Origin of the sequence: Geobacter sp. SVR (assembly GCF_016865365.1) — a bacterium.
Classification (GTDB): domain Bacteria; phylum Desulfobacterota; class Desulfuromonadia; order Geobacterales; family Pseudopelobacteraceae; genus Pelotalea.
In genome coordinates, this window is sequence record NZ_AP024469.1 from 2,611,153 (window position 1) to 2,635,713 (window position 24,561).

Annotated in this window: 24 protein-coding genes and 1 tRNA gene; 3 read left to right on the plus strand and 22 right to left on the minus strand. The window is 58.3% G+C overall.

Going from position 1 to position 24,561, the window contains the following annotated elements:
• Positions 1 to 180 precede the first annotated feature (180 nt).
• The 7 genes from GSVR_RS12160 to GSVR_RS12190 all read right to left on the minus strand — a co-directional run bounded on the left by GSVR_RS12160 (position 181) and on the right by GSVR_RS12190 (position 6,390).
• Positions 181 to 381 (minus strand): ribbon-helix-helix protein, CopG family, encoded by a 201-nt coding sequence (locus tag GSVR_RS12160; RefSeq protein WP_173202428.1) that lies wholly within the window; start codon positions 379 to 381, stop codon positions 181 to 183.
• A 358-nt stretch (positions 382 to 739) separates the two neighbouring features.
• The gene (locus GSVR_RS12165) at positions 740 to 1,264 is read right to left on the minus strand and encodes a DsrE family protein (RefSeq protein ID WP_173202429.1); all 525 of its coding nucleotides are present in this window, start codon (positions 1,262 to 1,264) and stop codon (positions 740 to 742) included.
• A gap of 160 nt (positions 1,265 to 1,424) precedes the next feature.
• Positions 1,425 to 1,994, minus strand: coding sequence for an alpha/beta hydrolase (locus GSVR_RS12170; RefSeq protein ID WP_173202430.1), 570 nt, complete (start codon positions 1,992 to 1,994; stop codon positions 1,425 to 1,427).
• A 17-nt stretch (positions 1,995 to 2,011) separates the two neighbouring features.
• The gene (locus tag GSVR_RS12175) at positions 2,012 to 2,233 is read right to left on the minus strand and encodes a YHS domain-containing protein (RefSeq protein WP_173202431.1); all 222 of its coding nucleotides are present in this window, start codon (positions 2,231 to 2,233) and stop codon (positions 2,012 to 2,014) included.
• A 295-nt stretch (positions 2,234 to 2,528) separates the two neighbouring features.
• Positions 2,529 to 4,172 (minus strand): ASKHA domain-containing protein, encoded by a 1,644-nt coding sequence (locus tag GSVR_RS12180; RefSeq protein ID WP_173202432.1) that lies wholly within the window; start codon positions 4,170 to 4,172, stop codon positions 2,529 to 2,531.
• Positions 4,172 to 5,194, minus strand: coding sequence for a uroporphyrinogen decarboxylase family protein (locus tag GSVR_RS12185; protein WP_173202433.1), 1,023 nt, complete (start codon positions 5,192 to 5,194; stop codon positions 4,172 to 4,174). Before GSVR_RS12185 ends, GSVR_RS12180 begins: the two co-directional genes overlap by 1 nt.
• Positions 5,195 to 5,346: 152 nt before the next feature.
• Positions 5,347 to 6,390: a uroporphyrinogen decarboxylase family protein gene (locus GSVR_RS12190; RefSeq protein WP_173202434.1), complete on the minus strand. Its 1,044-nt coding sequence runs from the start codon at positions 6,388 to 6,390 to the stop codon at positions 5,347 to 5,349.
• Between the two features lie 95 nt (positions 6,391 to 6,485).
• On the opposite strand from GSVR_RS12190, the gene GSVR_RS12195 reads away from it, so the two are divergent.
• Positions 6,486 to 6,561, plus strand: a tRNA-Lys gene (locus GSVR_RS12195).
• Between the two features lie 21 nt (positions 6,562 to 6,582).
• Here GSVR_RS12195 and GSVR_RS12200 read toward each other — a convergent pair.
• On the minus strand, positions 6,583 to 7,233 hold the full coding sequence (locus tag GSVR_RS12200; protein ID WP_173202435.1) for a corrinoid protein: 651 nt from the start codon (positions 7,231 to 7,233) through the stop codon (positions 6,583 to 6,585).
• Between the two features lie 156 nt (positions 7,234 to 7,389).
• Here GSVR_RS12200 and GSVR_RS12205 point away from each other — a divergent pair, with 156 nt between their 5' ends.
• Together GSVR_RS12205 and GSVR_RS12210 are read left to right on the plus strand one after the other, a co-directional pair.
• Positions 7,390 to 7,689: a transposase gene (locus GSVR_RS12205; protein WP_173202482.1), complete on the plus strand. Its 300-nt coding sequence runs from the start codon at positions 7,390 to 7,392 to the stop codon at positions 7,687 to 7,689.
• Positions 7,686 to 8,540: an IS3 family transposase gene (locus GSVR_RS12210; protein WP_203978876.1), complete on the plus strand. Its 855-nt coding sequence runs from the start codon at positions 7,686 to 7,688 to the stop codon at positions 8,538 to 8,540. Before GSVR_RS12205 ends, GSVR_RS12210 begins: the two co-directional genes overlap by 4 nt.
• A gap of 306 nt (positions 8,541 to 8,846) precedes the next feature.
• On the opposite strand, the gene GSVR_RS12215 is transcribed toward GSVR_RS12210, so the two are convergent.
• The 14 genes from GSVR_RS12215 to GSVR_RS12280 form a co-directional block, all read right to left on the minus strand.
• Entirely contained in the window at positions 8,847 to 9,644 is a 798-nt protein-coding gene (locus GSVR_RS12215; protein ID WP_173200001.1) for an ABC transporter ATP-binding protein, read from the minus strand.
• Positions 9,641 to 10,399, minus strand: coding sequence for an ABC transporter permease (locus GSVR_RS12220; protein ID WP_173199999.1), 759 nt, complete (start codon positions 10,397 to 10,399; stop codon positions 9,641 to 9,643). Before GSVR_RS12220 ends, GSVR_RS12215 begins: the two co-directional genes overlap by 4 nt.
• Before the next feature lie 156 nt (positions 10,400 to 10,555).
• Complete coding sequence (locus GSVR_RS12225) at positions 10,556 to 11,521, minus strand: ABC transporter substrate-binding protein (protein WP_173199997.1); 966 nt, start codon at positions 11,519 to 11,521, stop codon at positions 10,556 to 10,558.
• Positions 11,514 to 13,469, minus strand: a complete 1,956-nt coding sequence (gene cooS / locus GSVR_RS12230) for an anaerobic carbon-monoxide dehydrogenase catalytic subunit (RefSeq protein WP_370552078.1) — start codon at positions 13,467 to 13,469, stop codon at positions 11,514 to 11,516. Before cooS ends, GSVR_RS12225 begins: the two co-directional genes overlap by 8 nt.
• Before the next feature lie 266 nt (positions 13,470 to 13,735).
• Entirely contained in the window at positions 13,736 to 13,915 is a 180-nt protein-coding gene (locus tag GSVR_RS12235) for a YezD family protein (RefSeq protein WP_173199996.1), read from the minus strand.
• Position 13,916: 1 nt separating this feature from the next.
• Entirely contained in the window at positions 13,917 to 14,870 is a 954-nt protein-coding gene (gene cysK / locus GSVR_RS12240) for a cysteine synthase A (protein WP_173199994.1), read from the minus strand.
• A 48-nt stretch (positions 14,871 to 14,918) separates the two neighbouring features.
• Entirely contained in the window at positions 14,919 to 15,380 is a 462-nt protein-coding gene (locus GSVR_RS12245; RefSeq protein WP_173199992.1) for an Rrf2 family transcriptional regulator, read from the minus strand.
• Positions 15,381 to 15,626: 246 nt separating this feature from the next.
• Positions 15,627 to 16,514 carry a nuclease-related domain-containing protein gene (locus GSVR_RS12250; RefSeq protein WP_173199990.1) on the minus strand — a complete coding sequence of 296 codons (888 nt, stop codon included), beginning with the start codon at positions 16,512 to 16,514 and terminating at the stop codon, positions 15,627 to 15,629.
• Between the two features lie 29 nt (positions 16,515 to 16,543).
• On the minus strand, positions 16,544 to 17,548 hold the full coding sequence (locus GSVR_RS12255; protein ID WP_239077314.1) for an HNH endonuclease: 1,005 nt from the start codon (positions 17,546 to 17,548) through the stop codon (positions 16,544 to 16,546).
• Positions 17,549 to 17,791: 243 nt separating this feature from the next.
• A complete protein-coding gene (locus tag GSVR_RS12260) occupies positions 17,792 to 20,917 on the minus strand; it encodes a DUF3427 domain-containing protein (RefSeq protein WP_173199988.1) in 3,126 nt (1,041 codons plus the stop codon).
• 366 nt (positions 20,918 to 21,283) lie between these two features.
• Positions 21,284 to 22,276: an ATP-binding cassette domain-containing protein gene (locus GSVR_RS12265; protein WP_173199986.1), complete on the minus strand. Its 993-nt coding sequence runs from the start codon at positions 22,274 to 22,276 to the stop codon at positions 21,284 to 21,286.
• Positions 22,273 to 22,968: a GTP-binding protein gene (locus GSVR_RS12270; RefSeq protein ID WP_173199984.1), complete on the minus strand. Its 696-nt coding sequence runs from the start codon at positions 22,966 to 22,968 to the stop codon at positions 22,273 to 22,275. Before GSVR_RS12270 ends, GSVR_RS12265 begins: the two co-directional genes overlap by 4 nt.
• A gap of 1 nt (position 22,969) precedes the next feature.
• Positions 22,970 to 23,944 carry an ABC transporter substrate-binding protein gene (locus GSVR_RS12275; protein WP_239077315.1) on the minus strand — a complete coding sequence of 325 codons (975 nt, stop codon included), beginning with the start codon at positions 23,942 to 23,944 and terminating at the stop codon, positions 22,970 to 22,972.
• A complete protein-coding gene (locus GSVR_RS12280; RefSeq protein ID WP_173199982.1) occupies positions 23,941 to 24,369 on the minus strand; it encodes an ArsC/Spx/MgsR family protein in 429 nt (142 codons plus the stop codon). Before GSVR_RS12280 ends, GSVR_RS12275 begins: the two co-directional genes overlap by 4 nt.
• Positions 24,370 to 24,561: the final 192 nt, after the last annotated feature.

Sequence of the window (24,561 nt, forward strand, 5' to 3'; positions counted from 1 at the left end):
ATCCGTGAAGCCTGGAAGCCGAAGCGAGCGTCATGCCGGGGCTCGATCGTCGCCGGCTCCGTTTCATGCCGGCATTGCGGCCTCATCGACGACGACATGCTTCTTATGCCGGAAATGCACGAGCAGAGGCATGGGTAGCGAGTGAAGGCTGGAAGGATTCACGGACTCAGGGCATATTTCTCAGGCCCTCGCGCCGTTTTTCAACGGACCGCCAGGCGGACTGGTGCTGCCGGTATAGCGTTCCAGCGCGTGCCGCATGATGTCCGAAACATTGATTGCCTGCCGGTGCGCGATCTCCTGGAGTGTTCTGCGCTCCCCCTCGCTGACCCTCATCGAAATCACCTGTGAGCGGGGCTTCCTTGCTGCTTTTCCTTTTCCCATACGAATTCTCCCTTGATGTACCTGGCTAAAAAAACGAGGCCGGAAACCCCGTACGGGAAATCCGGCCTCCAGTGTCACTGGTCAGCCACCGTGGGTGCAAAGAGTCACCCCGGATCTGCCATCGCATTGCAACACACCATCGTATCTGAGCCAGTGCTGTTCAAAGTGTCCCGGGCAGGATCGCCACCCGTGGGCGCATCGTAAAAAAAAGAGGCCAAGGAAAAAACTCCTTGGCCTCCAGTGTGTCCGGTCAGCTCAACGGCAATCAGCGTAATCACGTTTTGGATACAATAAATGATTCCTGTGCCGCAGGTCAAGCAAAAAATACTTTATCTATAAATTTAATAGTTAATATTGATCAGTTCTTGAAATAGGCATACCCTTCCCTGGTCTGCAGCCGGATGATTTCGTTCACCGCGCCCGGCACCACAACGGCCGCGGGTATCACGGCGTCGGCACCAAGCGTGCGGGCTTTGAGGGTATTGTTGCAGGCCTTGAAGGCAACACCCTTGTCCTTCAGGGCCTGCACCTGGTCGGCATAGGGTTTGCCATCGGAATCCACGGCCCCTTTCAGCATGAAATCCAGTCCCTCGCCGTAGCCCACCACTGCCACCTCGGCGGTTGGCTCGGCCTTGAGGTAGTTCGTGACATAGCGTAGAACAACGGGGACATCGTCATCATCATTGATCTGGAATACGACCTTGGGATGCCAGTTCGATGCGGCCGGATTGCCGGCTTTGGCGGCAGACGCGGGAGTCCGGTCCCCCGGACCGGCCTGTGAGGACGGCGCAGGGGTGTTGGCGGACTCGGCGGCAATGCCGGTGCCGGTCCCGACGATGAGCGAGATCCACAAAACCAGGGCAGTGACTGTCGTTCTGTTCATTTCGTCTTCCTCCACGGTCGATGATTTCCCTATAAGTATACCAGGGGTTGCAAAGCTTCCTTCTTCAGAGAACCTCAGAAAATAAAAAGGAGGCCAAGGTTGAGAGCGGCTGCTCTGCCTTGACCTCCAGTCTGTCTGGTCGGCCGGTATAGTTCGGCTCTCAATCGATGAGCGTTTTCAGGAGCTCAAGGCCCTGTGGCCAACTCCCCAGGCCGCTCTCCGCATTGATATGCCCGGCCTCGCCGACGGTCAGGAAACGGCTGCCCCAGTCAGCGGCGCATTGGCTGTTGAATGCGACGCTTCCGAAGGGGTCGTTGGTGCTTGCCACTACAATGCTCGGAAAGGGCAAACGGGTACGGGGAAGCGGAGAGAATCCGGTTGCCTCCCGGGGAAAGACCGGACCGTCGGGATCAGCCGCCGCCACCAGCAGCGCGCCGCGGACAGTCCGTGCGGAAACGGCGGCCCAATGGGCCACCAGCAGACAGGCCATACTATGGGCGACCAGCACGGTATCCGGGCCGGCCTGTGCCACGGCATGTTCGAGTGATACGATCCAGTCGGAGCAGACCGGTCTGTGCCAGTCATGCTGGTTGACGCGGATGAAAGAGGGGTCTGCCTTCTCCCAAAGGGTCTGCCAGTGCCGGGGGCCGGAACCTCCGAAACCTGGCAGAACAAGGATCTTGGGAGACCCGTTTATTGCAGGCGCTGCGATGATATCTGACGTAGTCATGGCTTCCTTTCTACGATTCATGCGTTGGCCGATGGTTTCCTGTCATCGGGGCACGACGTGCATTGCTGTCCGGTATCGGCTATGCAGGCTTTACAGCAGTAGCGCCGGGGCGTCTTTTGAAACCGGGACAGACAGGTTCTGCAGCAGAAATAGTAGAGTTTCCCCTGGTAGTTGATTACGGCCGCCTTTTGCCAATCCAGCGACTCGCCGCATACCGGATCCTGTACTATGTAGTGCATGAACAGTCCTCCTTTGTGCATGAGACAACATGTTGCTGCAGATAAAGAGAAGCTTGGAGCGTGAGCGTGGTGTTTAAAAAGCCAAGGCCGGATTCATGGCAACGAATCCGGCCTCCAGTCTCACTGGTCAGCCACCCTAGCCTAAGGGTGTAATCAATCTAGCACTCGAAAAATCTGATGTCAATCGTACAAATATATTTTATCTATCAATTTAATATTTAATACAATATCATCCAGGCGAACCATCAAGAAAACCAAGAGAATTATTAAAAAACAGGATTCAATACGAGTAAACTTAAAACTTCATAGCCGCCATGAAAGCCCGTTCAAACGTGGGATCGCCCGCCAAGTCGACCACTGTGACCCGCTCGACCACATCCTGGAGCTGCGGCCGCAGGCGATGGTCCAGGAGCAGCATTTCTCCTCCGCTGCGTGAGGTATTGCCGAGGAAAGCCACCTTCCCTTCCGCCTCGGGGGGCAGCAGTCCGATGCTGATCAGACTGCGCTCCCGCAGGTGGTAGCCGAACGAACCGGCAATTAACACTCGGTCCAGATCGCCGGGACCGAGGCCGGCGCGCTCCAGCAGCAGTTCGATCCCGGCCCGGATGGCCCCCTTGGACAATTGCACCTGACGCACATCCTTCTGACTGAACGCCACTCGTCGGCTCAGCCGAAAGACACTGCCGGCATCGGTCTTCTCGATCAGGTCGGCAAACAGTGTGCCGCTGCCATTCAGCTTGCCACTGGGCAGGATCGCACCCTGCTCGACCAACACCGCCACCAGATCCATCAATCCGCTCCCGCAGATCCCGGCCGGCTCCACGGCGCCGATCACGCCCAGCTCAAGCTCGCCGTCAGGTGCGAGTTCCACGCGTTCTATGGCGCCAACGGCAGCCCGCATGCCGCAGGAGATGTTCATCCCCTCGAAGGCAGGGCCGGCCGCGGTGGCCGAGGCGAGCAGAACACCGTCCGCCGCCAGCGCCAGCTCGCCGTTCGTGCCGATGTCGATGAAAAGCGTGTTTCCGGGCAGGTCCGCCAGGCCGGAAGCGAGCATGCCGGCGCTGATGTCGGCCCCCACATAGGCCGAGATCACCGGGGGGAGGTAGACGATGCCGGCCGGAGCGATCGCCAGCCCGATGTCGGAGGCCCCGATATGGCAGCCGCCTCTGATGACCAGGGTAAAGGGGTGCCTGCCCAGCGGCGCCGGATCGATCCCGGCCGCCAGGTGCAGCATGCAGGTATTGCCGCTGAAGACCGCCTCGTAGATCCGATCAGCGGGGATTGTTGCTGCAGAGGCGGCCTCGGCGATAATTGCGTTCAATTCCCGGATCAACTCCCGGTGCAGCACCTCAAGACCGCCATCAGCGGCAAACCTGATTCTCGACAGAACATCCTGGGCATGCAGGCTCTGCGGATTGAGACGGGAGGCGCCGGCCAGTTCGGCTCCGCTGTTCAGATCCACCACTGCGGCAACCAGCGTGGTTGTGCCGATATCGACGACCAGCCCGTACGTAGCTGTCGTGGTATCGCCCTGTTCGAAACCCAGCAACCGGTCGCCTGCCAGGACTGCCGTACGATCGGCTCCGGCATGATAATTCTTGGTGATGTACGGCAGCAAATCAACGTCCCCGGCCTGCCCGGCACACTGCACCTGCAGGCCGGTCTCCTCCCTCTGCACCGTTTCCACGGTTACGTCACCGAAGACATGGCTGTGACAAGCCAGCACCATATCAGGACCCGCATCAACAGGGGCGTCGACATGCACCACCACATTGGCCAGGTCGTCGCCCGGCAGGCGCACCAGGCACTTGGCACAGTGCCCCGCTCCGTTGCAGGGTGCCTCGATCAGGACACCTGCCTGACGGGCAGCCTCCAGAATCGTGGAGCCCTGCTCGATGGACGCAGATCTGTTGTCTGGCAAAAACCGTACGGTTACCACTACTTCGCCCCTTCTTTCACAACGGATGTCATGGCCCTGATGGCCTCCAGCGAAGTGGAGGTGGAGAGGCCGCAGGCTGGCGAGATGATGTCGATGCCCTCCCTGACCAGGGTTTCTGTACGGCGGGCCACCTTTTCCGGGTCGCCGCTCTCCAGCAGAATCGTGCTCACATTGCCCATAGTGGTGAGCTGCGGGTACTCCTGCTTGAGCATCCTCAGGTTGACAAAGGCGTCGGTGCTGACGGCATCGGCGTGCAGCAGCGGGATGGAGGGCTTGACCGCCTTCATCTCGCCGCAGATGTGCACCATGACCGGCACGCCGGCGGCGTGGATGCCGTCGATGACCTTGTTGAGGTATTTCACGGCATATTCATCGAACATTTTAGGGCCGAGGATCTCACCGGTGGCGGTCGGGTCGCCGATACAGATGGCGGTGGCACCGCTCTCCACCAGCACGTGGGCAAAGCCGATCAGGAAATCGCTGACATACTCCAGCACCCGGTGGGCCTGCTCCCGTTCCTTGCGCAGCTCCTTCAGAAACTGCATTGGATCGACCAGCGAGGCGGCAGTGCTGATCGGGCCGGTCAGGCTGCCGATCACCGGCTGATCCGGATGAAGGCGCGCCAGGCGCTCAGCCGCGCCAGCCACCTGTCCGATCCGCCCTTGGCCGAGCATGGCCTTGACATCCTTAAACACCACATCTCGGGTGCCGGCAAACGATTCCCGGGCGATCTTCGGTTCGCAGGCCAGGGAGCCGAAATCGATCTCGCTCCCCAGCACTTCGGCCTCCACGGTCATGCAGAAGGGAATGCCCAGGTTCTCGAAGCCGGTTTCGGCATGGATATCCCCTGCCAGCGCGGACATGCGTCCGGCCTGAAAGTGGGCCTCGGGCAAGGTGTTGCCGGTCCTGGTCATGACATCAACGATGGCTGCGTTCATCATGCCGCCGGTGCAGATCACCGGCGGACGGTCCACCTGTCTGCCGTTCAGGACGTTCAGCAGTCGCTCTTTCGGACTCAGCATCTGTGCACTCCATGTACTCCGGGAAGTAATTGAAACCAGTCATGATCAAAGGCAATGACACGCGGATCACATCTAATGTGAGCGGACTTCACGGATCAGGTAAAAACAGAGGCAATTCAAAATCCGCGTAAATCCGTTCAATCCGCGTTCCATTATCCTGGACGTTGTAACCGGGGCGGCCAACCGATCTCGGCCACGGCATCCATCATGGCCTGAATATTCTCAAAAGGGGTCTCGGTCGGCAGGCTGCAGCCCGAAGCGACGATATAGCCCCGCGGCGAATCGCCGGCCGTGGCGACGCACTCGCGGACCGCCTGCCGCACATCGGCCGGGCTGCCCAGCAGCATAACCTCAGAGGGCTTGATATTGCCCATGATGCGTACCCGACTGCCAACGTCGTGCCGTGCCTGCGCAAGGCTGGCATCATTGTCGATACTGATGCAGTCCGCTCCGGCATCGGCCATCAGACCCCAGATCTTCTCGGTTTTGCCGCAGATATGCAGGGTCACGCTCTTGCCGTGCAGGTGAATGAACTCGATCAGCCGCTTCAGATAGGGGTAGGAGAACTCCCGGAACTGGCGCGGACCTATGACGGTGCTGGATGACATCGGATCGGTCAGGCTCGGCGCACAGCCGCAGTCGATAATGGCCTCGGCATAGCGGATACCGGATTCCAGCGCCAGCTGGCAGAGCCGGTGGACCGCCTCCGGCCTTTTCAGCATCAGGCGCACCAGATTTTCGGTGCCGATCAGAAACGAGGCCGTGGTAAAGGGGCAGGTCAGCGCACCGGTGACCGGCACCTCACGGCCGACAGCCTCTACCACCCGCTGCATCGCCTCCAGGTGGGCGGGAAGGTTACCGTCGGTAGCAGGGTTGACCGGCTTCAAACGCGCAATCTCATCGAGACTGGCAATGGCCGGCGCCTCCAGATAGGCGGTTTCGTTCTCCGGATAGTGCACGCGGGCCCCCATGGCTTCGGCCAGGGTGTAAAGATCGGTGAAAACCCGGATGACATCATAGCCGAAGCGCCGGTAGGCGGCGATCTGCGCCTCGGCGATCAGCAGGCCATTGCCGCGGAACTGGGAAACCTTGGCGCCGATCACCCGCGCGGCCGTGTTGCCAACGATGGGTACGCAGGGTAACCGGTCGATAGCCTCACCTTTGGCATAGGCGGCGAAACGCTCCAATGGGGTCATGGTACTGTTTCCAGTTTTTTCAATAAACATAGGCATTTGCATTTAATTTACCCATTGGACAGACAGAAAGAGCTGAACTATACTTTTCGAAATGTGGGCATATAGCTTAGCTGGTAGAGCAGCCGACTCTTAATCGGCAGGTCCTTGGTTCGATCCCAAGTATGCCCACCATTTCCTTTCTCCCCCCGTTTTTCACGCGCTCCCCACCAATTCTTTCGCCACCTTGACCGCTTCGGCCGCATTGACCGCATAGCCGTCCGCACCGATGCGTTTGGCGAATCCTGGAGAGATCGGTCCGCCGCCGACCATGACCTTGATCCCATCCCGGATGCGGGCTTCCTCCAGGAGCCGTACCACCGTACCCATGCCTTCCATGGTGGTGGTCATCAGCGTCGAAAGGGCAATGATGTCCGCCTTCACTTCGCGGGCAGCATCGACAAAACGCTGGGGTGGCACATCCCGCCCCAGGTCGACCACATGGAAGCCGCCGGTCTCGAACATGATCCGCACCATGTTCTTGCCGATATCGTGGGTATCCCCCTCCACCACGCCGATCACGACCGTGCCCCTGGCCTCGCCGGTTGTCTTCAGGTGCGGCTTGAGCACCTCCAGCCCGGCGTACATGGCGTCGGAACACATCAGCAGCTCGGGGATGAAGTATTCCTCCTCCTCGAACAGTTGCCCGGCCCGGGCCATGCCCTCCGAGAGCCCCTGCTGGATGGCGTCGTAGGCTTCCACGCCATCCTCCAGGGCCGCGTGCGCCGCTGCAACGGCCCGTTCCTCGTCCATTTCCACCACTGCGTTGGACAGCTCTTTGAAATGGGATTCGTCGTGTGCTGACATTCCGTTTCTCCTCTCGGGCCTTCTGTTGATAAAAACCGCAACGTTATCCGTTGGGCTGATTTCAGTGAGGCTGACACCCTGCCTTATCCCCTCACCCTGAGCTATCTTCACATTTGAGGACACACCTTATATCCTAACGGACCAGGAGGGTGTGTCATGAGAATGAACCGAAAATACGATGCCGAGTTTAAAGCTGAAGCGGTGAAGCTGGTTTTGGAAGACAACCGCACCATTCGCGAAGTTGAAAGCAGTCTCGGGATCACGCATGGAGTCTTAAAAGGATGGATCCGGAAACACCGTGACCAGCAGGATCCGGCTATAGCCAGTCAAATATCTGCCGAAGCAGAGCTTAAGCAACTCCGCAAAGAGAACGAGCAACTCCGTCGGGAGCGTGAAATCCTAAAAAAAGCTGTGGCCATCTTCTCAACGGATCCGCATCGTTATTCGGGTTCATAACCGAGCACCGCTCCGAATTCGGAGTGAAGGAGATGTGCCGAGTTCTGGGAGTGACTCGGAGTTGGTACTACGCCCATGCGGCCGGCCGAGTAACGAATCGGCAGCGCGAAGACCAGGCGTTGTTGCCAACGATCAAATCAGCCTTCGAAGAGAGCGACAAAACATATGGCGCGAAACGGATTACCCATAACCTACGGCAGTTAGGGCGGCGCGTCGGTAAAAACCGCATCTGGCGCCTGATGCGAGAAAACGGCCTTAAAGTCAAGACGACGCGGAAGTTCAAGGTTACAACGAATTCAGATCACAAGCGTCCTGTAGCGGACAATCTGGTGAAGCGTCAATTCTCCGCTGACGCTCCCAATCGGCTCTGGACCGGCGACATAACGTACATTGAAACGGTCCAGGGCTGGCTGTACTTGGCAGTGGTCCTCGATGTATTCTCCCGCCGGATCGTGGGCTGGAGCATGAACAAACGCATGACGGATGATCTTGTTATAGCTGCCCTTACCAATGCGATAGTCAGGCGTCGGCCGTCACCAGGATTCATCTTTCACACGGATCGTGGTTCGCAATATTGCAGCAAACGGTTTCGTGCCGTGGTCGGGAAAGCAGCTGGCATCCAAAGCATGAGCGGAACCGGATGCTGCTATGACAATGCAATTACGGAGACCTTTTTCTCCACATTGAAGAGAGAACTGATTTACCACTGCTCCTTCACGACCCGGCAAGAAGCACAGAGCCGGATATTTCGTTACATCGAAGGTTTCTACAACCGCAAGAGGATTCACTCTGCGATTGGCTATCTCACTCCTGAACAGTTTGAGCAGCAGGAGCTAAAGATGGCAGCATAGAATTTTGAGTGTGTCCTCTATTGCGAAGACAGGTCACCCGGCCTTCGACCACCCTCTCCCGGCGGGAGAGGGAAAGATTTATTATCCCTTCTCCCTTGGGGAGAAGGTGCCCCGAAGGGGCGGATGAGGGAATTTTTGATGTGCCACGAAAAATTAGCCGGACATCGCTCAAAACGAAAAAAGGCCAGGCATCGGGGGAATATCCCTTTCAACCTGGCCTCCGGTCTTTCCGGTCAGCCCTCCCCTGCTCGTGCAGGGGGCGCATGTGTTGTCATATCAGGGTGCAGCACACCGGTTCAAACAAAATTATTGATTACTATCCCTGGCCGCTGCCTGACGGTGCACCAGATGGAATTCCTCGAACAGCTCACGGCGGAAGGCCGCAAACCCGTCGTCGGTCCGCTCCCGCGGATAGGGCAGCGTCACATCCAGGACACTGCGGACCCGGCCGGGATCAGGGGCCATCAGCACCACCCTTTGCCCCAGGGCAATAGCCTCGTCGAGGTCATGGGTCACGAACACCACGGTCGGCCGCTTTTCGTTCCAAATCCGCAGCAACTCGTCCTGCAGGTACAGGCGGGTGAAGGCATCCAGCGCGGCAAACGGCTCATCCATGAACAGGACGCTCGGTTCAACGGCAAGGGCCCGGGCAATGGAAACCCGCTGCTTCATGCCCCCGGACAGTTCATGGGGGTGTTTGTCGGCCGCCTGCCGCAGCCCTACCAACTCCAGCGCCGCCAGGGCCTTTTCACGCGCTTCGCCGGGCGGCAGCCTGCGGGCCTGCAGACCGAAGAGCACATTGCCCAGGACTGTTCGCCAGGGAAAGAGGCCGTAATCCTGGAAGATCATGACATGGTCCGGATCAGGCCCGCTCACGGCCTTGCCGTCGATCAACACAGAGCCCTGGCTGGGACGCTCGAACCCGGCCATCAGGTTGATCAGGGTGGTCTTGCCGCAACCGCTGGGGCCCACCAGGCAGACGAACTCCCCGGCCTTGATCTCCAGGTCCAGGCGGCTCAAGGCGACCTGTTCCTCGCCGCGGGCCGAGCGGAACGTTTTGCCGACCCCTTCCATGCGTATCTTCACCGTAGTATCCGTGCTCATGCCGAGATACCCCAGCGCCGGCCGATCACCTTCTCGGCCGCTTTCATGCCCTTGTAGATGGCGAGCCCCAGCACCCCGACCAGCAGCATGCCTGCCATGATCTGATCGGTGCGCAGGAAGTTCCTGGCATCCACGATCATGAAGCCGAGGCCGGACTGGGCTCCGAGCATCTCGCCGGCCACCAGGTGGATCCAGGCGGTGCCCACGGCGATGTGCAGACCCACCATGATGCCCGGGAACGCGGCCGGGACAATCACGCGCACAAAGGTCAGAAAGGGCGCGGCGCCGAAGTTGGCCGCCACCTTGAGGTAAATGGCCGGAACGGCTCTCACGGCGCTGATCGTCGTCAAAAGAACCGGGTAAAAGGCGGCCAGGAAAATGATGAACACCGCCGGCGCATTGCCGATGCCGAACCACAGCACTGCCAGCGGAAACCAGGCGATCGGCGAAATCGGCCGCAGCACCTGGATCAAAGGATCGATGGCGGCATGACAGCGGCTGAAGCGTCCCAGGAAAAGCCCCAGCGGGATGGCGACGGCCACGGCCAGCAGGTAGGCGCCGGCAAAGCGGGCCAGGCTGATGGAGATGTGCCCCCACAGCACGCCGCTGTCAGACAGCTCTTTGATCGCCTTCAGCACATCGGTGGGGGCCGGCAACTGCTCCGGGGTGTAGCGGCCGGCCGCCAGTTGCCAGAGGATCGTAAACACAACCAGCGAACAGACTGGCAAAAGTATGTGAGAGGATTTTGTCTTCATGATTTCCTAGAATATCTGCCTGAATAGAACGAGATTTTTTCGTCATGGCAAGGCTGTCGAGGGATTGCGCGGAGGCGTAGCACCGAGGGTGTAAACAGCGCTACGCCGCACAAGGAATCCCGAAGACTTACGCAGCCAGGACAAAAAAGGCTCGTTCTATGCTTTTTTCGCGAACCTGTCGTCCAGGTAGCCCGCCAGATCCACCTTCTCCTTGGCAACGCCGAACTTGATCATGTAGTCCTGGGTGGCGCTGAAATCGGCCCGGTTCGGCACCAGGTTGAGAAAGCTCAGACGGTCGCGCGGGCTTGTCAGCACCTTTTCGACGATCTCCGCCCTTTGCCCGATGATCTTGGTGGAACCTTTGGCAGCCTGGACCGGATTGGCCTCGATAAAGGCGGCGGTGCGGATGAAGCCCGAAACCATCTCCTGGACCGCCTCGGGATGGCTGGCCACGATGTTCTCACGCAGGTTCAGCACGCAGCAGATATGGTCGTGCCAGATGTCCTTGGACAGGACCAGGATCTTGCCGACCTTCTGGGCTTCGGCCTGGGCGCCGAACGGCTCGGCCACGATGTAGCCGTGAATGCGGCCGGTGGCCAGGGCATTGACCATCTCGGGCGGGGCCATGTCGATGATCTTCAAGTCCCGGGCCGGGTCGATGTGCCGCTCGGTCAGTACCTTGCGCAGCAACAGGTTGTGTGTCGAAAAGGGGCTGGGAATGGCGATGGTCTTGCCCTTCAGGTCTTCGATGCGGTTGATCTCGCCGCTGTTCTTGACGGTGATCACGCTGCCGTTGCGGTGCCCCAGCAGCACCACCTTTACCGGCACCCCTTTCTGGCGCAGGGTCAGGCCGATCGGGGTCAGCAGGAAGGCGCCGTCTATGGCACCCGCCTTGAGCGCTTCGGCAATCTCGGGCCAGGAGGAAAATTTGACCGGCTGGATGCCGACCGTCTTGAACTGCTCGCGTTCGGCCGCAATCATCAGCAGATGGTCGGTGATCGGCAGGTAACCGATCTTGAGATTGACCTTGGCCCCTCCGGCCCAGGCGAAGCGGGTGATCGGCGTTGTGGCGGCAGTGGCCAGGGCCAGTCCGGATGTCTTCAAAAAGTCGCGTCTATTCATGGTGATGTCCCTCCTCATGATCGTGGGTATGGTCGTGTCCGTGGGCATGGGCCCAGTCGTGGGCGGCTTGAGCGTTGATTGCCATCAGCCGGGGCAGAGCGGCCGGGGCGGCCGGAGTCCATCCCAGGCGGGCCCGGCGCTGGTCGAAGTCGTCCACAATTCGCCGGGCCAGGGCGACCGGGTCCTGGTCGACCACCATCACGCCCCCCAGCAACTGCTGCGTATCCTCGTAAAAGAAGCGGGCCACCTTGTCGGAACCGGCCACCGGCGGCGCAATGCAGTGATAGGAGTTGAGCCCCAGCAGGCGGAAGCCCAGGGCCGCGCCGATCCCTTTTTCGTTGGACCATTCCGGGCTGGAAAAGGCCAGCGGAAGCGCTGGAAGCGCCTGTTCCGAAGCAACGGCGATCGTGCGGAAAAAGGCGGAGGCGCGGGCATTGTCGAGACATTCGCCCATATGCCAGACCGGCGGCAGATCGTGCGGTTTCAGGGCCGCGTTCAGGCCCGGGCCGGCCCCTTCGAGCCCCTCGGGCAGGCAGAAGCCCATCCGCAGCAGGGCAAAGGCGGCGCAGCCGTTCGTCAACAGCAGGACATCGTGGGCGATCAGTTCCTCGGCCACTGTGACGATGGCCTCCTCAAAGACCACCTTGGGATTGTTGCACCCGACCAGGTTGACCACCCCGCGGATGCGGCCGCTCTTGAGATGGTCGAGCAGCACCTCGGCGCCGCCGAAGGTCTGCAGAATGTTTTCCACGGAAAAACCGACCTCGGCTTCCATGCTGGCCGGAGGGACGAATACCTTGCCCTCCTGGCGCTCGCCATAGGCGGTGATCCCGCGCCGTACGATCCGTTCTGCGAGTTGGTCGGCCTGATCGAGATTGCTGTGGTGATGGTCGAAGGCAATGTGTTCGGCCCCCGGCAGCCGGGCCGAATCGCTGGTTGTTACGACGCGGGTGTGGAAACAGGCCGCCACATCCATGATCCCCGGGAACACGTCCTGCACGTCCGCCACCCACAGGTCGAGGGCCCCGGTGGCCAGGGTCAGCTCGGCCCCGAGCGCATTGGCCAGCGGCGTTATGTCGCCGAATTTTGCCAGGGCCGAATGGCCGGAGCAGCAGATTCCGTACAGCCTGATCGTTTCAGCGCCGGCGGCCCGGGCCTCCCGGATCAGGTCGTCTCTGCGGGCCGCCTTGACGATGGCCGCCACCAGGACCGGAGAGTGGCCGTGCACCGCGATATTGACGGTATCCAGGGTTATGGCCCCCAGATTGGTGGTGATCCGGCTGCGTTTGGGCAGACCGTAGAGGCAATCCATGGCGATGCTGGAGCCGACCACGCTGCTCCAGGCAAAAGCCAGGCCGCAGCGCAGGACCTGCCGGGCAATGTTCTCCCAGTCGCCGTCCGTTCCGGTCGTGGTGCGGTGCAGCGACTCGAACACCTCGTGGTAGGCGCCCACCGGCAGGATATCCAGTTCCTTCCATTTTGCCAGCCGCTCCGGCGGCGCCGTGGCCTCCAGGGTCCGGTGCGGCCCCGGCAGGGTGCGGCACAGGTCCTCCAGCAGGATCAGGGCGATCTCCCCGGCCATTGCTTCGGTGGATTTCGTCTCGTGGTAGATGCCGAAGGCCTTGGCCGTGGCAGCGACCTTTTCCGGCCCCAGGATGGGCAGATCGAGCGATCCGTCGGCCGCCCCCTTGAGCGCCAGCATGACCTCGCGCCCCCGCGCCCCGTGGGCCGCCACACCGGCGGCGGTCCAGCGCAGGATATTGCGGGCAACGATGAGATGGGCGTCGGCTCCGCACACGCCGCGGGGGCTCTTGGGGGTAATCCTGCAGGGCCCCATGTGACAGTTCTTGCAGCAGGTGCCGTTCAGGCCGAAACCGCAGTGCGGTTTCTGGGCGTCGAAACGGTCAAAGGGGGTTTCGATTCCGGCTTGCTCGAGGTGGCGGAGCATCTCGCGCACCGCCGGATCGGGTGTGCGGGCGAGGACTTCTGATTTGGTGGGAAACACGGATTTCTTCTCTAAAAGTAAAATTCGCCTCAGCGAGGCGGGCTATAGATATAGACGACGCAGTAATTCCGCCTCAAGATGCTCATGTGTATACCCGATAAAAACAATCAAAAACAAACTTTCCATCGATAAAACCGTTAAATACGAGGAACGCCGGCCATCCTCATGCTGCGGAATGAAGGGGCCGGACGCCCCTTGTGTACAACCAGTTAAATGCCGCTGCCGTCGATGTGCCCATTCCGATTCAAGCGGATCTTCTCGTTTTTATCCACCTGGATTACCCGTCCATCCTGAACCACCAGCGTAACGGTGCCGAAGCGGATCGAGCCGAGCGCCCGGCGTACAAGCCGTTCCAGTTCCGAGTTCCAAAGATCTGCTGGAGTTGACATGTCAGAACCCCTCGAACAGCGGGGTCGAAAGATAGCGCTCGGCGCCGTCCGGAAGCACCACGACGATAGTCTTTCCTTCGAATTCGTCCTGTTTTGCCAGTCTGACTGCAGCAGCGACCGCAGCCCCGCTGGAGATCCCGGCCAGCAGCCCTTCCTCCTGTGCCAGACGCCGGGCAAACTCGATCGCCTCTTCACTGCTCACCTGTTCGACCCGGTCAACCACCGCCAGATCGAGCGTATCCGGGATGAAACCTGCCCCTATCCCCTGTATCTTGTGCGGTGCCGGCCTGAGTTCCTGACCGGCCAGCTTCTGGGTGATGACCGGGCTTTCCTTCGGCTCCACGGCAACCGACAGGATCTTCTTGCCCTTGGTGTTCTTGATGAAACGGGAAACCCCGCTGATTGTCCCGCCGGTGCCGACGCCCGAAACAAGCACATCGATTGCCCCTGCCGAATCTTCCCAGATTTCCGGTCCGGTGGTTTCCTGGTGTATTTCAGGATTTGCCTGGTTTTTGAACTGCTGGGGGATGAAGTATTTTTCCGGCTCTGCGGCGGCGATATCCTCGGCCCGCTTGATAGCCCCTTTCATCCCCTCTGCCCCCGGCGTCAGTATCAGGGTGGCACCAAGCGCTGCAAGCACACGGCGTCGTTCGATGCTCATGGTTTCCGGCATGGTCAGGGTCAGCTTGTAGCCACGGGCGGCGGCGACATATGCCAAGGCGATACCGGTGTTGCCGCTGGTCGGCTCGATGATTTCCACCCCCGGTTTCAGGACGCCACGCTTCTCGGCATCCCAGATCATATTGGCGCCGATGCGGCACTTGACTGAATATGACGGGTTGCGGGCCTCGACCTTTGCCAGAATGGTGGCCTTTGCCCCGTCGGCAATATGATTGAGGCGGACCAGGGGTGTTCTGCCGATCGACTGTGAATTGTCCTGATAAACGGTGCTCATTATTACTCTCCTTTTTTCGGTTTTGACGTGTGCTGCGGTTGCTGACGTTCAGATACTGTAATCGATAGTATTTGCACGGTGTAATTGTGCGGCTTGACTGCGCCTGATCATGTCGGACAGGGTTGTTTTATCCATCACGGATGAGATGGCGCTCTTGACATCCAGCATGACAAACTTTATCCCGCAGCTTTCCAGGTCACAGCACTCGTCCAGGTATCCGGGGCCGTTCTTCCCCAGGCACTGGACCGGAGAGAAATCACCCTCCAGGACCCTGACCACCATGCCGATGGTGATTTCCCCCGGAGAGAACGCCAACTGGTACCCTCCCCCCTTGCCTATCCTGCTTTTCAGAATGTTTCCTTTGCGCAGGGCAAGCAGGATCGTTTCGAGAAACTTCTTCGGGATGTTTTCCGCAGTGGCCAGATCCGAAATGAGAACAGGTCCTCGACCGTGACATTTCGCCAGATATGTCAGTGCCTTCAACGCATATTCGGTCTTCCGCGAGATCATGCGCATGCTCCATAGTGAAAAATTGCGGTTTGAAAATAAAAAAAGGCCAAAGGATATCGATCCTTTGGCCTCCGGTAGCTCCGGTCAGCCGGCAGTGCCAGGCAGACTTACTGATAAAGTCTATATAGTTTGTATTTAATACCGTCTCTTCCGTTTGCTGTCAACTCCTTTTTCGGCTTGTCGTGGAAATTGGGGGCGGCCAGCGCTTCGATTCCCGAAAGAGCATCTGGTCCAAAGCTTAATGCTCTAGCTTTTTCTGTAAGCTTGAGGCGCAACATCCCGGCACTTTTGCTCAATCTGATGGGCAATTCTTTGGATCATTTCAGCGGTAAGTGGTGTTTCAGTGCTTATCTTGGAAAGAAACTGGGGATTCTTACCATTGAAAATCAAAAAATCCGGTCTCTTTCGATCAACATACCATCCGGGCAGCGCAAGTACGGGTTTTACCGCGACCTGAGCACCTACTGCCTTATTGAGCCAGTTAGACAACCAGGCTGCTTGACGCTTCGCCTGTTCAAGAGGTTCCGGTTCTTTCCAGGTTGGAAAGTGCAAGGTCTGTCCGTCATAAGTTACTCTGGCATCTTCCTGACCATTGCCTCTGTCCGGTTTAGCCCGTCCCTTGGTCTCGATAGCGAAAACTCCATTCCCTCCTACGACAATATGATCGATATTGAAGCTGTCTACCTGAAAATCGTGATATACGCGGAATCCATCAAGCATGAGTTGATTCAGTTCTTGCCCGACCGCCCGTTCACAATCAAGCCCTAACTGTTCTTTATGTCTTTGCCGTGTCGCTCTGTTCAGCCGCACACCGAAATATGCTGTAAAGCAAAGGGCCAATACTATGAAGATCACCGGAGAACCCTTTGTATTAGCAACATAACGTGTTGTGAGGTACGAAGAGTAACAGAGTAGAGGAATAATCCCTGAGAAAGTCAGATACTGACCGATATCATCGTTCAACTGCTCAATCCGCTTGTTAATAGATTCTCCGGGAGCGCGCAGCATCTGGGAGGTCAGTGGAGTTCTTCTATGCTTGCGCTGATGGCGAATCCATAGAGCGATACCAATTGGTACGCACAAGGGTATAAGGAATATTGCTGCTGGTAAGAGTTGAATGAAGAATGTGTTCATGTAGTTACCATTAGTGAAAGGTCAACTGGTTATAACCGCCATTCCTTGCGGTGTTCAGACAAATACTCTTGAGCCGGCCAGAGGTCGCGATCGATCGGTGGGATGATGCCACGACCGGAGAGCATGGTAAGCAAGCCGGGGAAGTTGGGATCGATGCCAATGTATCGTGATGTAATGACGGTGTAGTTGTCGGAGACGCCGAGCATCCCCTCATCAAATCCCCAGTGGCAGGTGCAACAGAGGGCCATGCCGTTACGGATGTCGTCGTTTTGGCTTTTGCTCCATGGCACGATGTGGGCCGCCTCCACCACCGTGTGGCCGTCGGGAGTGACAATGCGGATACCGCACAGGGCGCAACGATGGTCGTAGGCCTTGGTCACTACTTTGCGGAATGCTTGGTCCCGCACGTCAGCCCGGTAGGTGCCCGCTTCCACGATCTCCCTCACCAGTGGCAGGTGGGCCTGCTCTTCCAACACTCGGCTGTAGTAAAACGCCTCCCGGTTGATCAGCGACTGTTCCCTGAGCTGCGCCGCCGCCTCTGATGAGAAACAGGAGAGGAGTAGCGCTTCCCTCAGAGCCTCACGCCCTTCCCCGCTCTGCATGACCTGAAACAGCCCTTCGTTCAGCTTGGCACCCAGAGCATATTTGCGCAGGTAGCTGACGGAGGAAGTGTTGTTAATGACCGCATCGGTGACGGCTTTGCCCGGCTGGGGGACCAGTTCCCAGAACGGCCCGCGGGACAAGCGAGAAAAAGGAAAGGCGATGCTGCTGGTCTGGCCCAGCGGCACGACCCGCCGCCAATAGAGGTTGAACAGTTCGTTCAGTTCCACCAGATCGGCGGTGACAGAGATGAACGGCGTGGTGATGACGCCGCGATGCACCAAGTCCAGCACTGCCAGGAGCAGCAGCGGCTTGTGTGGCGCACGGCGTTTGGTTGCGTCGGTCCAGACCGCACCGGGGGCACGGGAGAGGGAGGAGAAATATTTTGTAAAGTCCTGATAAATATTAATTATTTTATCTTTTATTCCTATCAAAAGCTAATCGTCCCTATGATTGTTGATTACACAATTACAAAAATTGAAACCAATAAAAGAGGGTTACCGGAGCTGTGCTCCCACCATGTCGTCAGACATACAGACTCGAAAAATTTACCAAATCTACCGTGGTAGGTCCTTCACTTAAGCTTTGCATTTGGATATTCATCAAACAAAGACGCCAGAGTCGCCATTTCGAATACGACAACTACCCAGCCGTCATGACTCCCCTATCACCGGAAATTACCCGCCCCTTCTATTATCCTCAAACATCTCCACCGGCATCGGATACCTGAGCCGCCAGACCATCTTGATCGGCCGCTCGCTCTCGTAACTCACCATATCCACCGGCCCCAGGTAGGTGAACGGCACTGTCACGTTGTTTCGTCTTTTCTGGCCACGGGCAAAGACCAGAATCGTATACCCCTGTTCCTGATGATGAATCAAATTCTGGCCGTCCATATGGTGCTGGGCGGTGTTGGCCTGGGATTCCCAATGCAGTAGCTCCCGGCTGATGGGGTAATCCACATACATGGTGCTGGGGGAGAACTCCTTTTCCGTCTTCTGGAATGTCACCAGCAGGGCATAAGTCTTTATGTCTGCAAAATGAAACGAACCGACTCCGGTCTGACCGGCGCTCTCCAGGTTTGCCCGGCCAAAGGCAGCTTGAATCTCTTTGTTGCCATACTGAGCGTGTAACTCCAGCGGCACGAAAAACGGCAACTCCGGGGCGGTCCCGGCAACCTCAGTGGTATCCAGCGACCAAGCCAGAATTTCATCCAAGTCGGCGCAAATCGTCGGGTTGGCGGCCAGACGCTGGAAGGCATCTTCCAACGAAGCAATTCTGACCTTTTCCGCCTTATCCCCCCAGATTCGGTAATAGAGCAGCATGGCTGATGATCCGGGCAACGCCAGCGCCTCGGTAACCTGTCCGGCCGCAAGCTTGGCCAGCACCTGGCGCAGCAACTCTGCTTCCTGTGGTCCATTGATGAAGGCAGCCCGGATCAGAGCCTTCTTCAGCCTCGCCAGATCGGGGTCAACAGGGATCGGTGCTAGTTGGGCCTTGGCTTTCCACTCGCTCCACGATTCCTTGGCCAGCAGCACCTCCGGCTCGTAATCGTGGTAACGGATAAAGTTGCCAAAAGTCAGCTCCTGTCCAGTCTCGCTGGTAAAGGTTTGCAACCGGTCCGGCACCTGGACCGCCATCCGGCCGAGATTTTCCCGGATGTTCTCCAATACATATTGACGGGAAAGGCGGTCTAACTGGATGGCACAGCCAGCCGGAAGATGGGGAAAGTCCTGCTCCACTTCTTTGTCGATGGAGAAGCGGTGCCGGGGGAGCAGAGCTTTCAGTTTGGTGTCAATGCGGTAGCGGCGGTGAGCCTGGCCGACAAAGTCGAGCACCGTGAGACAATCCTTCTCCGGGGCATGGCGCAGACCACGGCCGAGTTGCTGAAGAAAGACCGTCAGGCTCTCGGTGGGGCGGAGGAAAAGAACGGTGTTGATCTCCGGCACGTCCACCCCTTCACTCAGTTTGTCCACGGTAAAGAGAAAGGTGATCTGACCGTTTCTGAACTGGTCTAGCAGAGTGGTGCACTGGTCAGTGTCGATACCGGAGACAAAGGGGGCTGACGGAATACCCCGCTGGGTGAACTGCTCGGCCATGTATTCGGCATGGCGGATAGTGACGCAGAAGCCGATTCCCTTGAGACCTGCCACATCCGGTTCATAACGGTGCAGGGCAGTGATGATGGCCTCCACCCGCTGACGGGCACGGGCTTGATCCAGCACGTAGACATTTTCCAGAGCTGCGGCATCGTACTTGCCATTGCGCCAGAATTGATCGCCGTTGATGGCTATGGGATCGGCAATACCGAAATAGTGGAAGGGGCAGAGGAGCTTTTCTTCCAGCGCCTCGGGAAGGCGGATTTCTGCGGCAAAGCGATTGCCGAAATCGGCGGCGACATTATCGCCGTCCATCCGCTCCGGAGTGGCAGTCAGCCCTAGCAGAATCTGCGGAGTAAAATAGTCGAAGATGGGGCGATAGCTGCTGGCCGTGCCGTGGTGGGCCTCGTCAACCACGATGTAATCATAGAAGTCGCTTCCTACCTGCTCCCACAGCCGGCGGGAGGTAAGCATGCCCACAGAGCAGAACAGGTGCTCCAGGCGGGTGGCTTCATAGGGACCAACTTGCAATTCGCCAAAATTCTGGTCGCGCAGGATATTGCGGAAAGTTGCCTGGGCTTGCTGGAGAATCTCCTGACGGTGTGCCAAGAACAGGATCCGCGCCTGCCTCTGGCGCTGTTCGAAGAAACGCTTGAAGTCGAAAGCAGCCACCACGGTCTTACCGGTGCCAGTGGCGGCGATGACTAGATTGCGCCAGCGGTCATGGGCGCTCCGCTCCCGTTCCAATGCTTCCAGAATCCGTTCCTGAAAGGGATGGGGGCGAAGATCGAAAAAGACTGCTGGGCCGTCCAGGCGGGGATTACGGGCTCGGTTGATGGCGTTACGAAATGCAACCGGATTCTCCGGATCGAATGCTACGAACTCACGGCTGTTCCAGTAGGTCTCGAACTCCACGGAGAATTTTTCGAGGATGTGCCCCATATCCTGGGCTGTGACCTTGAGGTTCCATTCCAGGCCGCTGGTAATGGCGGCATGGGACATATTGGCAGAACCGATGTAGGCGGTGGAAAAACCGCTGTTGCGCCTGAAGTGATACGCCTTGGCATGGAGCCGGGTCCGCTCGGTGTCGTAAGAGACCCGGACCGAGACATTGGGCTGCCGGGCCAGCCATTCCACGGCCGGGGCATCGGAGGCTCCCATGTAGGAGGTAGTGATCAACCGTACCGGTACCTGCCGGTCCCGCAGATCATCAAAGGCCGGAATCAAGAGGCGCAGGCCGGACCATTTGATGAACGAGACGAGGATATCCACATCATCGGCGGAACGCATCTCTTCCAGCAATTCATGGGCGAGCTGTGGTTCTTGGGGGGAGCCAGTGAAGAGACTGCTTTCTGCCAGGGGAGTGTGGGGACGGGAGATGCCTGATTGGCCGTAGCTGGGAGGAGTAATTTCAAGAAGGATGGGCTTTTGTTCCGGAACAAGACGATGCTTTTCGAGGTGGCTTCTGCCAGGTTCTTGAGTCACCTGTCCGAGAATCCGGTTACAGAGCAGCAGGCGTCGTTCCGACTCCGGTTCCTCCCGCAGAGCCTGCTCCAGCACCCTGGCCACGAAGGCGGCATAGCGGGCCGGCTGCTCCTCGGGATCGATCTTGCCAAAGACACGCCGCAATTCAGGGCGCTTTGCCAGTGCCTCTTGTAAGGCTTCGTCTAGAAGTGCTTCATATAGACCATGAGCTAAATGCATTGAACCTCATGCAGGCGGGGAGGGGAAATTCCTGTAGGCTCGGCAGGCCCAGCATATTGGGACGAATAGTACACCAACTGCCAGCAAATAGAATATATTTTTAATGTTTATGATCTCAGTTTGCATAACTCTTTCCTTTTTTCAGCACATAAACCCAAATACCCACACGGCAGCTTGTCCCTGACCTCCACCTCCACATAACCATTCTCGACGCGGCCAATCTGCTTGAAACCACTGGCACTTTCATTTTAAATTTCGGAATCATAGAAGAACAAACGCAAAGGAACACTTTAATTACATAAAAAAACGGCCCCACTTTTTGAAAATGGAGCCGCATCCAACTCGGACTGTCATCCCATTGTATTTCTATCCAACCAACTCACCCTTCCTCAAAGCACTACGAACGCTGCCCAGTTCTGCGTCCATTTGCTCAAAACGCCGCAGGCTGAGCCGTTCCGCTTCGGATGTCTCAATGATTTTCACGATGCCGCCGTTTCCGAACACCAGACGGCGCTGTCCCATCAGCGCCAGGATCGGATCATGGGTAGCCATGAGTACGATCTTGTTCTTGCCGGTCAGAAGCGCCAGGGCCCGCTTTCGGTCAATACCGGCATTCTCGATCTCGTCGATCAGGACGATCGGCGAACTGCTCAGGCAGGCCACATCGGCGATCATGAGCGCCCGGGACTGGCCGCCCGAGAGAGCGGTGACTGGAGTATCCGCAGCCAAGCATTCGCCTGCCAGGGTATTGGCCAGATCGATAACCGTTGCCGCAACATCCGCCACATTTCCGATCATCCGGCTCTCGGCGTGCATCACGATAAATTCTTCAACAGTCAGATCCATGACGAAATTCATGTTCTGGGAAAGCTGCGCCACCAGTTTTTTGTCCACTGCATACCGCATATGCGGTTCAGGTGCGGTGCCATTGATCAGTATCCGTCGGCCGGTGGGACTGTCACCTTGGGCCAGCCACTCGATATCGGCCAAAAAACGGCTTTTTCCGGAGCCGGTGGGACCGACAATGCAGGTGACCTCGCCCGGGCGCAGGTCAATGGCAAAGGATTCCGCGTTTCCCGACTTGGTTTTGCCACCGATGACCGTGATCGAATGGAGCGTTTCCGACTGGTCTATATGCCCACGCGATTTCTCTGTCAGGTGGGCCTCAAACCGGTCTAACAGCTCTTGGCGGGTAAGGCCGATATCCTCAAGCACTTCATCCTGCAGCGCGGCTATGCTGGCGGCAACCGTCGGGGCCGGAGGCAACTCGCGCACTCCCATTACCCGGAAATAATCCAGCGCATCGGGATGCATGCGCACTAGTTCCGGCACTGCTATTTCAGAGTATGGCTCAGTCATTGTTTAGCATTCAAGTCGATCTTGCGGACATTGCCCATCTGGAAGTCGGCACCGATGCGCCGCTGGCCGAGACAGTAGGAGCAGAGGGCCGCCGGCATGGAAAACCGGAGCAGTTTCCCCCGCAGTTCGTCCACAGGGGGGGCGTTTTGCAGCAGGCGCCCCAGCTCCTGGGCCCCCTGCCCTGTCAGGCCATTGACGTGGATGATGGTAGCACCGGCATTCACCTGCCGCACCCGGTGGGCAAAGACCTCCCGCTCGGCCTGGGAAACAATGTCCCCCTTGGTGATTACGACGATATCGGCCATTTTGAGCATCGGGCCGATCTTGCGCGGCGTATCGACGCCGCTCAGGTTGTCCACCACGCAGACGGCGCAGACATCCTTCACATGGGGTGCGCACCGGTTGCACAAACCGGCACTCTCGCTCATCAACAGATCAAACCCCTCCTGGTGTCCCCACGCAAGACACTCCTCGATATTGCTGACGAAATAATGGTCGGGACAGAGATTGCCGGAGAACCCGGTGCGGGAGATTATCCCGTGGCGCTCGTACACGGCCTGGTCGCTGGAGGAGAGGCAATCGAACTTGATTACGCCGAGCGAGACCTGCGCGGCGTGCAGTGATGCTGCGGTCTTGCAGATGACGGCGGTCTTGCCGGACGACGGCGGGCCGGCGAAGGTTACCAGGCGCATGTCAGCGCTGTTCCCGACCGCTGCGGAAGGCGGCGTTGGCGGTTGCGATCAGCTCTTTGATGTCCTGCCCGGTGATGTAGTCCCACCCGATCCACTTGAAGGAGGCATTGTCCGGCAGGTGATTGTCCACGTCGGGGTGCACCGCCGGAAAGAAGGCATCGGCAAAGATAGCCGACACCTGCGGTCCGGTCAGAAAAGCGATCAGGTCCGCCAACGCTTCAGTTTTATCCGTTTTGACCAGCATGGTGACCGGGCTGATCAGGGCGCCGTCTTCGGGCCAGATGACCTCGATATCATCCCGTCCTTTCAGGTTTTGGGCGAAAAAGAGCGGCATGACGCTGATTGCCGGGGAATCGGCATTGCTCCCCACGGCTGCCTTCACCATCTGTGACGGATGCCAGCCATGCCGGACATTGCGCCCAAGCGCCTGCAGCCCTTCCGGACCGGCATCCTTGAAAATCGTCATCAGGAGCGTTTCGCAGAAGGTGCCGTCCTTGTGACCGCGGATGGCCATGCTGTCGGCATATTCCGGTGCGAGCAGGTCCTGCCAGCGTTTCGGAACGGGACGGTTCCCGAGCCGTTTGAGATCGACGACCGGCACCAGCAGGTTCATGGCCAGCATGGTGTAGCATCCGTTCGGATCGCATACGCCCAGCCGGGAGAGATGCCGGTCACCGGCATAGTGGTTGACGCTGCTGAAAAGACGGGTGTCGATGAAGCGCGACACAAAGGCGGGTTCGAAAAAGCTGTTGAAACCGGGGGAGATGACGATATCCGGCAGCTCGTCGAGGGAGGTGATGGACTCTACCGTATCGTAATACTCTGATTCGATATTGGCGTTACCTTCCAGGCAGTACGTGAGACCCGCAGAATGCTGCGGATCGAGCGACGCCAGGAAATCCTCGAATGCCTGTTCCAGCGGAACCTTGACCGGACAGGGCAGCAGGGCCAGCAGGTTCAGGCCGGCGCCGTTCACTGGACACACTCTGTAGTCTCTGTAGTCGATGCCGAACAGGACTGAAGGTCATCGTGACGCTCCAGCGCCGCCGGGGTGACACCGATCCAGGAGTTGATCTCATCCAGATCAAAGCCGCACTTTCTGCGGACGCCTACCTGCAGTAATGGCCTTCGGATGAGAAGATGGTCCTGGAGCATGGCTGCAAGCGCAGATTCCCTGTCGTATTCGTCAGGATTTACCTCGCCAGTCTTGATACGTGGGGCGTTCTTATTGAACCATTGCTTGAACTGCAGCTCACCGAAATACGACAAGAGCTCGTCGGCAGTCCAGGGATGCTCGAGTATATTGCGGACTTCAACCGTGTGGCCGGCCTCTTTCAAGGTTTCAATCTGTTTCAGACCGGTCAGGCATCCCGGCTTGGTGAAAAAGATGACGTGCGACATAGTGGTCCTCGCTTGATTGAAGTACTCGCCCTGTTGTTTTATACACGACACGTGCCAAGCAAAAACATCAATGACTATCGTACGTTATGTGATCATGCGTAAAACGATAGCATCCCTGATGACAACTATTAGGGCAGAGCTGCTACAAAATCGGTCGGACGCGGCATGACCTTGCAGAAGGGTAATGGTCGG